The sequence below is a fragment of the Candidatus Nitrotoga sp. 1052 genome, assembly GCF_927312905.1.
GTDB lineage: Bacteria > Pseudomonadota > Gammaproteobacteria > Burkholderiales > Gallionellaceae > Nitrotoga.
Map to the genome: position 1 here is coordinate 62,186 of NZ_CAKMHQ010000024.1, position 13,790 is coordinate 75,975.

14 protein-coding genes, 1 tRNA gene and 1 pseudogene are annotated in these 13,790 nt (G+C 50.3%); 6 read left to right on the forward strand and 10 right to left on the reverse strand.

Translation table 11 applies throughout. The features are described from left to right. Positions 1–53 precede the first annotated feature (53 nt). Together rdgB and rph are read right to left on the reverse strand one after the other, a co-directional pair. Entirely contained in the window at positions 54–647 is a 594-nt protein-coding gene (rdgB, locus tag MJ768_RS05275; protein WP_239288642.1) for an RdgB/HAM1 family non-canonical purine NTP pyrophosphatase, read from the reverse strand. A 6-nt stretch (positions 648–653) separates the two neighbouring features. Next, positions 654–1,370: a ribonuclease PH gene (gene rph, locus MJ768_RS05280; RefSeq protein ID WP_239288644.1), complete on the reverse strand. Its 717-nt coding sequence runs from the start codon at positions 1,368–1,370 to the stop codon at positions 654–656. Between the two features lie 260 nt (positions 1,371–1,630). Between rph and MJ768_RS05285 the strand changes: the two genes are divergently transcribed. Next, positions 1,631–2,497, forward strand: coding sequence for a YicC/YloC family endoribonuclease (locus tag MJ768_RS05285; RefSeq protein WP_239288646.1), 867 nt, complete (start codon positions 1,631–1,633; stop codon positions 2,495–2,497). A gap of 222 nt (positions 2,498–2,719) precedes the next feature. Continuing rightward, a complete protein-coding gene (locus tag MJ768_RS05290) occupies positions 2,720–3,205 on the forward strand; it encodes a GNAT family N-acetyltransferase (protein WP_239288648.1) in 486 nt (161 codons plus the stop codon). Between the two features lie 268 nt (positions 3,206–3,473). On the opposite strand, the gene MJ768_RS05295 is transcribed toward MJ768_RS05290, so the two are convergent. Beyond that, a complete protein-coding gene (locus MJ768_RS05295) occupies positions 3,474–3,611 on the reverse strand; it encodes a DnaJ domain-containing protein (RefSeq protein WP_239288654.1) in 138 nt (45 codons plus the stop codon). 142 nt (positions 3,612–3,753) lie between these two features. Between MJ768_RS05295 and MJ768_RS05300 the strand changes: the two genes are divergently transcribed. Beyond that, positions 3,754–4,173 (forward strand): Hsp20/alpha crystallin family protein, encoded by a 420-nt coding sequence (locus MJ768_RS05300; protein WP_239288655.1) that lies wholly within the window; start codon positions 3,754–3,756, stop codon positions 4,171–4,173. A gap of 14 nt (positions 4,174–4,187) precedes the next feature. Further along, positions 4,188–4,562 carry an Hsp20/alpha crystallin family protein gene (locus tag MJ768_RS05305; RefSeq protein ID WP_239288657.1) on the forward strand — a complete coding sequence of 125 codons (375 nt, stop codon included), beginning with the start codon at positions 4,188–4,190 and terminating at the stop codon, positions 4,560–4,562. A gap of 112 nt (positions 4,563–4,674) precedes the next feature. Here MJ768_RS05305 and pepN read toward each other — a convergent pair whose 3' ends face one another. The 4 genes from pepN to MJ768_RS05325 all read right to left on the reverse strand — a co-directional run bounded on the left by pepN (position 4,675) and on the right by MJ768_RS05325 (position 10,062). Further along, complete coding sequence (pepN, locus tag MJ768_RS05310; RefSeq protein WP_239288658.1) at positions 4,675–7,551, reverse strand: aminopeptidase N; 2,877 nt, start codon at positions 7,549–7,551, stop codon at positions 4,675–4,677. 324 nt (positions 7,552–7,875) lie between these two features. Next, positions 7,876–8,901 (reverse strand): RelA/SpoT domain-containing protein, encoded by a 1,026-nt coding sequence (locus MJ768_RS05315; protein ID WP_239288659.1) that lies wholly within the window; start codon positions 8,899–8,901, stop codon positions 7,876–7,878. Between the two features lie 503 nt (positions 8,902–9,404). Then, positions 9,405–9,749: an HVO_A0114 family putative DNA-binding protein gene (locus MJ768_RS05320; RefSeq protein WP_239287719.1), complete on the reverse strand. Its 345-nt coding sequence runs from the start codon at positions 9,747–9,749 to the stop codon at positions 9,405–9,407. Further along, positions 9,730–10,062: a toxin-antitoxin system TumE family protein gene (locus MJ768_RS05325; protein ID WP_239288660.1), complete on the reverse strand. Its 333-nt coding sequence runs from the start codon at positions 10,060–10,062 to the stop codon at positions 9,730–9,732. Before MJ768_RS05325 ends, MJ768_RS05320 begins: the two co-directional genes overlap by 20 nt. A 227-nt stretch (positions 10,063–10,289) precedes the next feature. Between MJ768_RS05325 and MJ768_RS05330 the strand changes: the two genes are divergently transcribed. After that, on the forward strand, positions 10,290–10,772 hold the full coding sequence (locus MJ768_RS05330; protein WP_320415725.1) for a YicC family protein: 483 nt from the start codon (positions 10,290–10,292) through the stop codon (positions 10,770–10,772). Between the two features lie 256 nt (positions 10,773–11,028). On the opposite strand, the gene MJ768_RS05335 is transcribed toward MJ768_RS05330, so the two are convergent. Next, complete coding sequence (locus MJ768_RS05335) at positions 11,029–11,904, reverse strand: HDOD domain-containing protein (RefSeq protein WP_239288662.1); 876 nt, start codon at positions 11,902–11,904, stop codon at positions 11,029–11,031. 445 nt (positions 11,905–12,349) lie between these two features. On the opposite strand from MJ768_RS05335, the pseudogene MJ768_RS05340 reads away from it, so the two are divergent. Next, positions 12,350–12,505: pseudogene (locus MJ768_RS05340) on the forward strand (transposase); the annotation flags it as partial. A 366-nt stretch (positions 12,506–12,871) separates the two neighbouring features. Here the strand turns inward: MJ768_RS05340 and MJ768_RS05345 are convergent. Next, a tRNA-Met gene (locus MJ768_RS05345) sits at positions 12,872–12,948 on the reverse strand. A 110-nt stretch (positions 12,949–13,058) separates the two neighbouring features. Then, on the reverse strand, positions 13,059–13,742 hold the full coding sequence (locus MJ768_RS05350) for an SPOR domain-containing protein (RefSeq protein WP_239288663.1): 684 nt from the start codon (positions 13,740–13,742) through the stop codon (positions 13,059–13,061). Positions 13,743–13,790: the final 48 nt, after the last annotated feature.

Below are 13,790 nucleotides of genomic sequence, written 5' to 3' on the forward strand. Positions count from 1 at the left end.
ACAAATGGCTTCGACAGGCTCAGCCCGAACGGAAGGACTTGTTTAAAATTGCATTAATGCTCTGCAATTTGCAGCCTTTGTAGCAGAATATGCAGTGCCTGTGCACGGTGGCTGATCTGCGCCTTCTCGTCGCGGCTCAATTCCGCACTCATTTTGTTGAGTTGCGGCAACCAGAATAGCGGGTCGTAACCAAATCCTCCTTCGCCGAGCATCTGCTGCGCAATTTCGCCATGCCATTCGCCTTCCGCAATCAGCGGTTGCGGATCGTCAGCATGACGCACCATCACAAGCACACAATAATAATGCGCACGCCGGTCAACCACGCCTTCCATCGCCTGCAACAATTTTTCATTGTTGCGCGAATCCGATTTCGGCTCGCCCGCATAACGTGCGGACTGTACACCCGGTGCGCCGCCCAAAGCAGCTACGCATAGTCCAGAGTCATCCGCCAGTGCAGGCAGGCCACTGATGCGGCTGACATGACGCGCCTTGGCCAGCGCATTCTCAACGAAAGTGCAGTGAGGTTCTTCAGCCTCGTCAATGCCAAGTTGCGCCTGCGTCAGTATCTCGATGGACAGAGACGCAAGCGTTAACTGCAACTCGCGCAACTTACCCGGATTGTTGGAGGCTATAACCAGCTTGTGCATGGTGAATTATTTCGCCAGCGCCGCGCGCTGCATCTCAATTAACTGCGCGATGCCAGATTGCGCCAAATTGAGCATGGCATCCATCTCAATGCGGTTGAAAGCATGACCCTCTGCCGTACCCTGCACCTCTATGAAATGTCCCGCACTGGTCATCACCACATTCATATCGGTATCACATAAAGAATCTTCGGCGTAGTCAAGATCAAGCACCGGCATACCCTGATAAATACCCACCGAAATCGCAGCGACGAAATCACGCAATGCGTTCTCCTGGATCAACCCTTGCTTGACTAACCCACTAACGGCATCGTGCAAGGCGACAAAAGCGCCGGTAATACTGGCCGTGCGCGTCCCGCCATCGGCCTGAATCACGTCGCAATCCACTTGGATAGTGCGCTCGCCCAATTGTTTCAAATCCACCACAGAGCGCAAACTGCGTCCAATCAGACGCTGGATTTCCTGCGTGCGTCCAGACTGTTTTCCCTTGGCTGCTTCGCGCCCCATACGGCTACCGGTAGAACGCGGCAACATGCCATATTCCGCCGTGACCCACCCCTCACCGGAGCCTTTTTTATGAGGCGGCACACGCTCCTCCACGCTGGCGGTGCAAATCACTTTTGTGTCGCCACATTCGATCAGCACCGAACCTTCGGCATGCTTGGTGTAATGACGCGTGATGAGAATGGAACGAAGCTGATCGGTTTGCCGCTGACTGGGACGCATAAAAATAATCCAAAAATGAAATGGCACGCATTATAACTTGCGCCGCTTAGGCAATCAGAATTAGTCCAATATGATTGTTGCAGACTCGATTGGAATTTTATATAACAAATTTCACCATATGCAATCGTCATATAATGCACACACTGCAGTTCAATCCATTTTTCCAGAAAAAAGCGTAACAAGTCATTAATAAATCATGGCCTTGTTTAACGTTGGAATCGGGTTGAATAATCACCCAAACTATATTATCTGGAGTCCCAATGATTTTTAGCATGACCGGCTTTGCCACTGCCGCAACAGAACTCGATACCGGATCGCTTGCAGTGGAACTGCGTGCGGTCAATCATCGTTACCTCGATCTCCAGTTACGCATGCCAGATGAGCTGCGCATGCTGGAGCCCATGTTGCGCGAGATTCTTGCCGCGCAACTGACGCGCGGCAAGGTTGAATGCCGCATCGGTTTCGCCCCGCGGCCATCCGTACAACACCCGGCGCAGCTCAATCAGCCCCTCGTACGACAACTTGCTCAATGGAGCGACGAGGTTCAGACCATCTTGCCCGAAGCAGATGGCTTGAGTGTCGCCGATGTGTTGCGTTGGAATGGCGTGCTGCAAAGCGCCTCCATGCCTACCGACACTCTGCAGACCATGGTGCCCGAACTGCTGCATCAGGTGCTGCGCGAATTCACCGCAGCACGTGGACGCGAAGGCGACAAGCTACAAGAATTTCTGTTGCAGCGCATAGAGCAAGTCGAAACCTTATGCACCTTGGTCTCACCGCGCATCCCGACGGCAATTGCGGCGTACGAAGAAAAATTGGCCGCGCGTTTACGTATAGCGCTGCAAACGGGAGATGATGAACGCGTGCGGCAGGAAATCACACTATTCGCCAGCAAGATTGATGTGGATGAAGAACTGTCGCGTCTGCAAACTCATCTGGTAGAAATGAAGCGAGTGCTTGTCAAAGGCGGCACAGTAGGCAAACGGCTGGATTTTCTGATGCAGGAACTACACCGCGAGGCGAACACGCTAGGTTCGAAGTCCGTCGATGCAGAAGTATCACGTGCGTCCATGGAAATGAAGCTATTGATTGAGCAGATGCGTGAACAGATACAGAACCTGGAGTAATGTTTCATCCTACGCACGTCATGTGATGTATTTATAGCTCCCCGTTACTTGAACTGGGAAAATGAAGATGATGTATAACGAGAATAAAACGGTGCATTTATCAACTAAATTCGGGTGTGATGCAGGTTTTTCCTTCAATTAAAATAATGAATTATCAAATAAGCGCCAGTTTATGCACCTTACAGGTGCCTTTGTCGGCATTTTTTAGCCAAAGGTGACGCAGTGAAAGATATTCAAATACGCCATGTAGAGCCATCCGACTATCCGTCCATCATCTCCGTAGTTAACGACTGGTGGGGTGGCCGAAACATGGCTGATATGCTGCCAAAGCTTTTCTTCGTTCACTTTCGGCAAACCAGTTTCGTGGCTGAGCGCGATGGAAACATCGTAGGCTTTCTCGTCGGCTTCGTTTCACAGAGCTTCAGTAACGAAGCTTATATTCACTTTGCAGGCGTGCATCCTGAGTTCCGAAAGAAAGGTTTAGGTGGCGCGCTCTATGAGCGGTTCTTCGATGCAGCAAAGAAGCTTGGCCGCAATGTAGTCCGTTGCGTTACATCGCCAAGTAACAATGTGTCGGTTTCGTTTCACCTCCGCCTGGGTTTCTCTATGGAACCGAGCAAAAAAGACATTGCGGGTATTCCTGTGGCAGAAAACTACGATGGGAGAGGTGGAGACCGTGTGCTGTTCTATAAAACGTTGGGCGCATAACATGGCGTTCGAGAGGGACGCGCCAAAAGCAGCGAGCGAAAGCGCGGGGTCAGTTCTAACATTCAATCAAAATACTGGAATGTTAGAACTGACTTCATAACTGGGGTCAGAGCAAATTTAAAGCTTCCGTTATGCCATCTTAAATTATTCACTTCACTAAATTTACTCTAACCCCACCCATGTAACTATTGGTAGCCTTGGCCAATGCGGTCATAGACGGCAAACTTTTCCGGATCGGACAGCACTGCGTAGGCATCATTAATTTCTTTCATCCGACCCTCCGCGTTTTTTTGTGGGACACGTCCAGATGATATTTGCGCGCCAGTTTGCGGAAAGATTTCTTGATCTCTTCCGCCGTGGCATCACGCGATACGGCCGGTATCTTGTAATAGTCCTGATATTGCATGAATCTCTCCAGAATATTTCTGACCCATAAACTATATATGGTCAGATTTTTCCACTTTCAAGCACTTGAAAATTTATGTTCGTGTCCACAGATTGCGGGGTATGGCAATCCTGCCATCATTTACCCGTTGAAAGGAGACATCATGCATTATCGAGGTATTTTTCCCCGCGATCTGTTCACGGAACTGGAGCGGTTGCAGCGTGAGTTTGACAGCTCCCCCAGCATTCGCGGTGCGGCGCCAGGCTATCCGGCCATGAACGTTGGCACAACACCGAAGTCGGTTGAGGTCTATGCCTTTGCGCCCGGCATGACACCGGAGGAATTCGATGTGCAAGTCGAGAATGGCGTGCTGACCATAAGTGGCGAGTGCAAAGATATAGTGCCGCCTGAGGGAGCGACCATACATATTGGCGAACATTTCTCCGGGCGTTTCCGACGTGTCATATCGCTGCCGGACGACATCGAGCCGAATTCAACTATGGCCAGTTATCGCGATGGCGTGCTACACGTATGCGTGGCGCGCAGGGAAGCTGCCCAATCGCGCCGGATTTCGGTTCAATGAGAAAGGGGAACACCATGAGCGAGAAATTCATCAAGCGTGAAAATGCGAGTGAAGAGAGTGCAGCCATGCGCCCTGCAGTGAACGTAGTTGAAGATGCGACCGGCATCACACTGTATGCCGATCTACCTGGAGTGCCAAAAGAAAAGTTGTCCATCCATGTGGAAGGCGACAATCTGATTCTGGAAGGCGAGCTGGAAATAAATTCCCCGCCGAACATGGAGGCGATCCACGCTGAAGTCGATCGGTCGCGTTACCGCCGGGTATTCACTCTGTCGCGGGAACTGGATGGCGACAAGGTATCGGCAGGATTCCGACATGGCGTGCTGGAATTGCGCATTCCGAAGGCCGAGCATGCCCAGCCGCGCCGGATCGTAGTGCAGGCTACCTGATCTCATCACCCGGCGGTGGATTCACTCCACTGCCGGATATAGATAGGAGGCTCATCATGCAAATTGAAAGAATTTAAGAGAACATAGGAGCTGCTAGCCCCTTTGATTTCCCTCACCCCAACGTCTTGAATACCACCTCCTGCACATCCTTGGACAAGCCTTTGGTTGCGGCGACTTTCTGCAACGCGGCCTGCATCTGCTGTTTCAGCGCAGGCTGGTATTTTTTCCAGTGATCCAGCGTTCGTACCAAACGTGCGGCCACCTGCGGATTGAGCTTGTTCAACGCAATCACCTGTTCTGTCCAGAAGGCATAGCCGCTGCCATCCGCTGCATGGAACTGTGACGGATTGCCGTTGCAGAAACTGGAGATCAGGCTGCGTGCGCGGTTGGGATTTTTCAGCGTGAACGCGGGATGGGTCATCAGCTTGCGCACCGCTGTTACATCGGTATGCATCGCGATCGCCTGCAGGCTGAACCATTTGTCCACCACTAGCGCCTCGTTTTTGAAATCCCGATAGAAGTTTTTCAATGGCTGTTGTGCCGTCTTGCTGCCGGTGTTGACCAGCGCCATCAGCGCGGCCAGGCGGTCGGTCATATTGTCGGCTGCGTCGATCTGCGCGTGGGCCAGTTGCAGCGTGGATTCATCTTCCCAACCTAAAAGATAAGACAGGCACAGGTTCTTCAGGCCGCGCTTGCCGGCCGATTTTGCATCGGGGCTGTATTTGCCGGGTGTCAGGTTGGCTGCATAGACAGCGATGAAATCGGCCTTGAGTTTTTCAGAGATCGTCTTGCGCATGTACTGGCGCGCAGTGTGGATCGCCTGCGGGTCGATCACTTCGCACTGTTCGGCCAGCATCAATTCAGAAGGCAGCGTCAGCACCACTTCACGGAAAGACGGATCAAGCGCCGTGTCGATGAGCGTGGTGCGCAAGGCGTTGATGAACAGCTCATCCAGCGTCAGCGCTTCACCCGCCTGCACCTGTTTGATCAGATTCAACAGACGTTGTATTGCCAGGCGTTGCCCAGCCTCCCAACGGTTGAAGGCATCGCTGTCATTCGCCATCAGCTGCGCCAGCTCCTGATCGGAATAGTCATATTCCATCACCACCGGCGCAGAGAAGTTGCGCAGCAAGGATGGCGTGGGTTTGGTGGTGACGCGGTTAAAGATGAACGTCTGTTTTGCCTTGGTCAGCTCCAGCACGCAGGTGGTGGCAGGTTTATTGATCCGGCTCGATTTGAACGGGACTCCCGTTCGTGCTGAGCTTGTCGAAGCACGAGCATCCATCCGCATTTCGACAGGCTCAATGCGAACGGATTCTTGAATAAACGGAGCCGGATCAATAGTAGCATCGTCAAGATACAGCGCCATGTCGCAGCCCCGGTCATCGAGCAGGCCAACCGCAACGGGGATATGGAAAGGCAGCGGCTTCTTTTGCCCGGCGCCGGGCTTGCAGCTTTGGCTGAGCGTCAGCTCATAGGTCTGTTTGGCGGCGTCGTAGTGGCTTTGCACTTTGAGCTGCGGCGTGCCGGGCTGGCTATACCAGCGCTCGAACTGGCTCAGGTCGCGCCCGCTGCTGTGTGCCATGGCCGCGCGGAAATCGTCGCAGCTAACCGCCTGCCCGTCATGCCGTGCAAAGTACAGGTCCATGCCCTTGCGGAAGCCGTCACGCCCCAGCAGGGTCTGGACCATGCGCACCACCTCGGCCCCTTTTTCATAAATCGTGACCGTGTAAAAATTGCTTATCTCCACAAAACTGTCCGGCCGCACCGCATGGGCCATCGGCCCCGCATCTTCGGAAAACTGCACCTGGCGCAGCATGCGCACATTTTCGATGCGACTCACCGCGCGACCGCTGTCCGTGCCGATCATGTCGGCGGAGAATTCCTGGTCGCGGAACACGGTCAGCCCTTCCTTCAATGACAACTGAAACCAGTCGCGGCAGGTGACGCGGTTACCGGTCCAGTTATGAAAATATTCATGGCCGACCACCGCCTCGATATTGGCGTAATCGGTGTCGGTGGCGATGCTGGGGTTGGCCAGCACATACTTGGTGTTGAAAATATTCAGGCCCTTGTTTTCCATCGCGCCCATGTTGAAGTCGCCCACCGCAACGATCATGAAGCGGTCCAGATCCAGCTCCAGCCCGTAGCGTTCCTGATCCCAGCGGATGCTGTGCTTGAGCGAATTCATCGCATGCTGCGTCTTGTCCAGATTGCCCGGCTCCACCCACACTTGCAGCAGCACTTTTCGTCCACTATTTAATTTGAATTTTTCTTCCTGGCACACCAGCTTGCCTGCCACCAGCGCAAACAGATAGGAAGGTTTCTTGAACGGGTCTTCCCACTTGGCGTAGTGGCGGCCTTGGGGCAGGTCTCCCCGTTCGATCAGGTTGCCATTGGACAGCAACACCGGATATTTTTTCTTGTCGCCGCGCAGCATCACCGTGTATTTCGCCATCACGTCCGGGCGATCGGGAAACCAGGTGATCTTGCGGAAACCTTCGGCCTCGCATTGGGTAAAAAAATTGCCGTTGGAGACATACAGACCCATCATCGAGGTATTTTTCTCGGGCTCAACCAGTGTCTCGATCTCCAGCGTGATCTCGTCCGGTGCGTTGGCGATGCGCAATTTCCCGTCTGCTATTGAGTAACCCTTAACGCCTTTGCGCAGCGTCTTGCCGTTCATGCGCAAGGCCACCAGCTTGACGCCATCGCCCAGCAGCTCCACATCCTTGTTGGGCGATGCGCTATTGCGCTGCAGGGTGATGCACGTGGACACACGCGTTGCCGCGGGGTCGAGATCAAAACCCATTTCAACGGTGTTCACCCAATAAGCCGGGGCAGTGTAGTCTTTGCGATGGATGGTGACGTGTGGTTGCTTGGTCAATTTCTGGGTCGATTTTTTGGTCATGAGCGGCAGGTCAGGCAGGTGTGAGAAGGAGCGGATTTTAACAGTGTTGCCTCTGACAGGGCTGTCTGCTTGAATCAATGGAAACTGAGCCTATCGAATTTTAAGCTGCCCCATTTGATGCTCGGTGGCGCGTCTGCTTTTCGGTGCGATTTCAACCGGTCGCAGGTAGCCGGATTTCATAGGCTGCGAACGTCTGTTCCTATTTATATCGAAAGTCAGCAACCGACACGTTGCTGCCCTTGGCGAATGTCAGCCATCCAGTAAGGTATTGTGTGAAATTAATTATCCAAACGACCCGAAAGAACCCTTCACATTGCACTCAAAACTTCTACATATCGACCTTGCCTCACCAAGCCACTGCCAACTAAGACAACGTCAAAGGCCACTTGGCGCAACAGCTAATTACCCCTTTATTTTTTCCAGTCTCTTTTTAATTACTTTAATTTGTTTGGAAAAAAGTTCCGCATCCAAGAAATAACTTGGATACGCCTTCTTAAGTCCAATTATTGATTCCGAAGATACTAAAACCACCTGCATTTTTCTGCCAGAAGTAATCTCCGCTTCCTTCTTGGAGTATTCCTCATTAGCAGTAGCAATATCTTTAGCGGAGTAACTTTGTATGCTGGCCTTCATCAAATCGAGGTCTAATGTTACTAGGTGATATTGCCCTCTCTTCTTGTCGTTGCTTATATGACGGGCCACAACTCGAAAACCTGCGAGTTTGTTTATAACATCCAGTCGCCTCTCCATTTCAAGTAATTTCTCAAAAGTTTCTTTGTCAGTCAAACTGTTGTGCTTTGGAATTCTTGGCGTACCTTCTAGTACAGCGAATGCTGAACTTGCCAAAGCAAAGAAATCTAACCATTCATCTGGCCCCTCGCTAGATTTTAGTGAGTGATCGAGAAAAGTTCCCATTGTTTCGACCGCAGTTGCCCAAGCGTGTTGAATCTGTGTTCGAACCTGCAATTCAATAGAGAAGCCATTTTTACATTTAAAAACGAGATGAATCCCTCGATATCCAGAATCCTTGGGAAAGATTATGTAATCCTTCCCACCTTGAACAACTGAGAACGCCCGAGTCCCTTTTTTGTAAGCAGCCTCTAGGGCTCTTACATTCTGCATGCTCCCAGTTACGGCCCGAATGCCGCCAATGTCTTGCATTCTGGAGAGCAACATTTTCGAGTTCCGCTCCAACTTTGAAATAATTGAAGGTGACCGCTTCAATCTTTGGGAGATCAGGGCATCTCCATCAATAATTTTCAATTTATTTCTTAGCGATATTTGAAAGCTATTAAGGGGAGCAACATGACATGCACGCCAGTTATCAAGAATCCCCTTCGCCTCAGCATATTCCGGACGAATATTATTCAGCAAATTCAAGCCGGCTCTATTTACCTCACCCTTGCTATAATTTTTTTCAATTTTCATATTAGTATGATTTTTAAAATCACAGAAAAATTAAACGGGTCAGCTTCGAATTGTTTTTGCACGTACACAAACCCCCTCATGCCAGTCAATTTTTCTTCGGCTTTTCATCGCCGCTGATAAACTCGATAGGCCGTTTTTTCAACGAAAGCGCGGGCAAAGCGCGGGGGTCAGTTCTAATATTCAATCAAAATACTGGAATGTTAGAACTGACTTCGTTAACCATTTTGACCTTTTTCGTCTCTGCCTACCAACACACTGCAAACCATAGTGCCCGAACTGTTGCATCAAGTATTGCGCGAATTCACCGCAGTACGTGGACGCAAAGGCGACAAGCTACAAGAATTTCTGTTGCAGCGCATAGAGCAAATCTAAACCTTATGCACCCTGGTCGCACCACGCATCCCGATGGCCATTGCGGCGTATGAAGAAAAACTGGCCGCGCGTTTGCGCATCGCGCTGCAAACGAGAATTGATAGATAGGGTCAGACTCGGTGATCCTTACCTCAAGCCGCCTTGAGCATGAAGTCCACATGGATGGCATCGAACGGAAACACGATCATGCCATCGTCTGTTTTTGACAGCAGCCCGGCGTTAAGCAATGCGGTCACGTCGCCATGCACGGCTTTGACGTCGCGCTCGACGCGCCGCGACGCCTCGCGGATGGACATTGCGCCTGCACCTGTCATTGCGATCAATAGTTCCCAGCGTTTGCCGGCCAACACTTTAAATAGCAGTTCGGGCGATTCAAAGCTGATGCGCGGCGCGGTAGGCTTGCCGCTCTTCCATGTCTTGGTGAAATCGCCCAGCGTGTCCGTCAATGGTCGTACATCAATCGTTACTGTTTTCATCGCGCCACCTCTTCACATCTTCAAAAAAATCCGCCATCAGTTTGTCAGCCGAAACAAAGCGGTATTTCACTTCCTTGCCACTCACGTGTTTATGATCGCCCTTGTCTGATTCGTTGTCATAACGCAACACACACTTTCCGGCAACGACGAATGCCAGACGATATTTGTAGCGATGCTTGCTGCTGGAAAGCGGCTCGGGCACCTCCCACAGCACCATCTCCGCAAAGGCCTGCTCCGTAACAGCAACGCGTCGGTTGAATAATTCGCGGGCTTTCATGTTGGGGACAATAACAACATGTGGACGTGTTGTCAAATTGAACAACACATGGGGGCTTAACAATAAACTGATTAAACAGGCTCAGCTTCGAATTGTTTTTGCACGTACCTCATAGGTTGGCATGATGAAATTGAAACCGACTCCGAAGAAGAAAGCGCGGGGGGCAGTTCTAACATTCAATCAAAATACTGGAATGTTAGAACTGACTTCGTTGACCTTTTTGACCTTTTTCGTCTCAGCCTACCAACACACTGCAAACCATAGTGCCCGAACTGTTGCATCAAGTATTGCGCGAATTTACCGCAGCACGTGGACGCGAAGGCGAAGGCGAAAAGCTACAAGAATTTCTGTTGCAGCGCATAGAGCAAATCGAAACTTTATGCACCTTGGTCGTACCGCGCATCCCGACGGCCATTGCGGCGTATGAAGAAAAACTGGCCGGGCGTTTGCGCATAGCGCTGCAAAAGGGTGATGATGAACGCGTGCGGCAGGAAATCACACTGTTCGCCAGCAAGATTGATGTGGATGAAGAGTTGTCGCGTCTGCAAACTCATCTGGTAGAAATGAAGCGAGTGCTTGTCAAAGGCGGCACAGTAGGCAAACGGCTGGATTTTCTGATGCAGGAACTACACCGCGAGGCGAACACGCTAGGTTCGAAGTCCGTCGATGCAGAAGTATCACGTGCGTCCATGGAAATGAAGCTATTGATTGAGCAGATGCGTGAACAAATTCAGAACTTGGAATAACGTTTCATGTAGCCTCATGTCATACTGACAAATAATGCCAATAATATTGGCTTGCCAGGGCAAGTATGTTGGTTATTTTGCCAGACTATTTGTGCTAGCGAGAAGGCGGTTCAAATCACAAGTGCCAGAAACGCACCATAATGTTGGTGCCCTATAGTCATGGCAATTTCATTTTGTTTTATTGTTGTTTTTAATGAGCCGAGAGTGGCTTGGATACCTCTTCCCGAGAAGATTTAAATCTGTTCGCTGCTCGAATTTAGGGGAAATTACCTGCCACCTGCTTGGCTTCTTCTGCTTGCTTGATTATCTTCGTTATCAACTCATCTGCCTTTGACGGATCAATGCCCAAGGCTTGCCATTCTTCAGGGCTAATTTCGGTTGACCCATGCTCGGAGATGCCAAAGGCGACTAGCGTTTTTTCCGCGAGATTAACCATGCTGACCAGCGGTTGACCAACAGCCGCAAGCTCATTTTCAGGATCATGGTGGTAGCGCAACACAGCAATGATGCTGTCCGGTAGATCCCAAAAACGAGCTAGCTCGGCACCCAGTTCACAGTGGTTCATTTCCAGCAGTTCGGCTTCGATCTCAGTGGAAAATCGATCCGGCTGAGAAACAAATCGGGTTTGCAGTTCATCACTAAGTTTCTGGTCGAGATAATTCAGCACCATGTAACCGATATCATGCAGCAGTCCCGCCAAAAATATTTCGTCATCCTGTGGACGTGTGTTGCGCGGCATAGCTTGTGAAAGAGTTTTCACGGCCAGAGAAATAGCCAAACTGTGTAACCAGAGACCTTGGACGTCGAGCTTACCCGCAGAATTCTTTATCAATGACGACATCACTGCAATACCCATGGTGACAGCTTTTACGCGTGTAATACCAAGTAACATCGAAGCGTCCGTAACGGAGGAAACGCGCCTGGAAGCGCCGAATAGCGGCGTGTTTGCCAAGCCAATAATCTTCGCTGCGATCTGTGGGTCTTTTTCAATTAGCTTGAGCATTGCCCGTTCACCCGCGTCGCTTTCAAGATCAAGAGCAAGAATCTTTTGCGCTATAGCTGGCATAGCGGGCAACATGTCTAGGTGATGTATGGCGTCTTTCAGATTAACTGGCGAACTGCTGGCGCTCATGTTGCCTCCCATGGATTAATTTCATAAATAATCGTTTAGATCCTGCAACCGCGAATTCTAAATCAAACAGCTAACTGTTCATGATCATCGTGGAACTTCACGATCATCTGGTTTCAGGCAGCGTGTTTTCAACCATGAATGAAGGCTCATGGCACTAAGCGGAAGTTGTGGATAATAAAGCAACTATTTTTCTTTGCCTAGGTTTAGTTCTTCGTGATTGCCAAGTCAAAAAAAGTCAAAAGCGGTTTTGCAGAGAAAGTAGGCTAAAAAATTTGTGAATTTCCAGAAAGTTTCCAGCAGGTTCGCAGATAGCCCATGTGGGCTAGTGCACCGTCAAAACCGGATTGCATTCTTCCGCGATGTAGCTCGGTAAATTAGGCTGAATGAGATGAAACCCAACATCACAAGGAGTGGATGAACAGATGCTGCAAAAAGGAGGTGCGGCATGGAATACAAATATGGAAGTTATACGGTTTTTCAAATTGAGTACTGCTTTGTATGGGTAACGAAGTACCGATACCAGGTTTTGAGAGGAGAGGTGGCTGAGCGAATTCGAGAGCTGGTGAGAGAGACCTGTGAAGCCTTTGAGATCAGGATAGTCAACGCGACGTTCGCGGGCTTGGGTTAGGCTTACATCTGGATATACGCCGAAGGCCAGACGCTTTTCCTTGCCGCCAATACTTTGATCCCATCGGCATAACCTCAAGATACATGCCGCCCCCATCCGCCTTTTTGTAGGTCGTCACTTCAGACTTTGCTTTGCTTTTCTTGCCGCTGCATCTGATAGCTTCACGTCATCACTTCGCTGGGGGCATAAAATTTTATTTGGGGCATAAACACAATAATTATGCCCCCTGAGCGCTCATGATTGCAATATGCGAGAATGGACGCGGTAAAGCAAAAACCCGCGCACTCATCAGGAGAACGCGGGTTTATGTATTTCTTGGGGCTTCTTGAAACATTTTATTGGTGGTGATAGGTGGAGTTGAACCACCGACCTCAGCGTTATGAGTGCTGCGCTCTAACCATCTGAGCTATATCACCTGAAATCGTGTCGTCGCTTTAGTCAAACCGCCTTAAATTGCCACGAAGAGCGCGGCATTCTCCATATTTAACCGCTACTTGTCAATTGCGCTGGTACTTGCTCATTGCGCTTAAGTCTGATCACAGGCCACCAAATGCACCGCGCTGCCGGCAAATTCCTTTTGCAAGGTTACCATTTTCTCAATTGCCGCTGCGTCTGGGGATTTCAGCACAAATACCGTAAGTTTAAACTTGCTCATGAGCTCTCCCATCACGGCAGATTTAACGCCTTTCGCCCGGAGGCTATCGAAAGCTTTACGCGCTGCCTTGTCTGTCTTGAATACGCCCAGCGAAATAGCGTTCTTCCATGGCCCGACCTCCTGCACGGTGAAGTAGTCCTTAACATTATGTGCCTTGAGTTCGGCGATATTGTTATCCATTTCCGCACGAGTTTGTGCGGGCGGCATATATACCCAGTAACCAATCGCATATTCAGATTGTCTCTGCGTCAGCCTGTCAGCTAGTTTCAATGTGGTCAAAGCTGCCGTGGCACGCGCGCTGTCAGTGCCGGAAAATTCTCCCCACTCCAGGCAAACATCAGTAAATGCTCGCTGATCCTGCGATGTTGCCAATACAGCAGAAGGCAACGAAGATGCCGGTGCTGCATTTGGCGCATCCAGTAACTTGATCTTTTCCTCGTTCAGTGATGATTGATGCTTCAAGATTTTATTTTCACCAATCAATATGTCGCCCCATTGAATAAATGAAAAAAACATCAAATTCGCCAGCAGCAATAGCCAGAATAGCCACTTCATTATTACCTCATTTTTTATCTTGGTTTTAAAACATGGAAATCTTTTCGT

What these genes read in the sequence shown, in the direction of transcription:
- rdgB (WP_239288642.1), bottom strand. Translation starts at nt 647, where the DNA reads ATGCACAAGCTGGTTATAGCCTCCAACAATCCGGGTAAGTTGCGCGAG.
- rph (WP_239288644.1), bottom strand. Translation starts at nt 1,370, where the DNA reads ATGCGTCCCAGTCAGCGGCAAACCGATCAGCTTCGTTCCATTCTCATC.
- MJ768_RS05285 (WP_239288646.1), top strand. Translation starts at nt 1,631, where the DNA reads ATGATTTTTAGCATGACCGGCTTTGCCACTGCCGCAACAGAACTCGAT.
- MJ768_RS05295 (WP_239288654.1), bottom strand. Translation starts at nt 3,611, where the DNA reads ATGCAATATCAGGACTATTACAAGATACCGGCCGTATCGCGTGATGCC.
- MJ768_RS05300 (WP_239288655.1), top strand. Translation starts at nt 3,754, where the DNA reads ATGCATTATCGAGGTATTTTTCCCCGCGATCTGTTCACGGAACTGGAG.
- MJ768_RS05305 (WP_239288657.1), top strand. Translation starts at nt 4,188, where the DNA reads ATGAGCGAGAAATTCATCAAGCGTGAAAATGCGAGTGAAGAGAGTGCA.
- MJ768_RS05315 (WP_239288659.1), bottom strand. Translation starts at nt 8,901, where the DNA reads ATGAAAATTGAAAAAAATTATAGCAAGGGTGAGGTAAATAGAGCCGGC.
- MJ768_RS05320 (WP_239287719.1), bottom strand. Translation starts at nt 9,749, where the DNA reads ATGAAAACAGTAACGATTGATGTACGACCATTGACGGACACGCTGGGC.
- MJ768_RS05335 (WP_239288662.1), bottom strand. Translation starts at nt 11,904, where the DNA reads ATGAGCGCCAGCAGTTCGCCAGTTAATCTGAAAGACGCCATACATCAC.
- MJ768_RS05350 (WP_239288663.1), bottom strand. Translation starts at nt 13,742, where the DNA reads ATGAAGTGGCTATTCTGGCTATTGCTGCTGGCGAATTTGATGTTTTTT.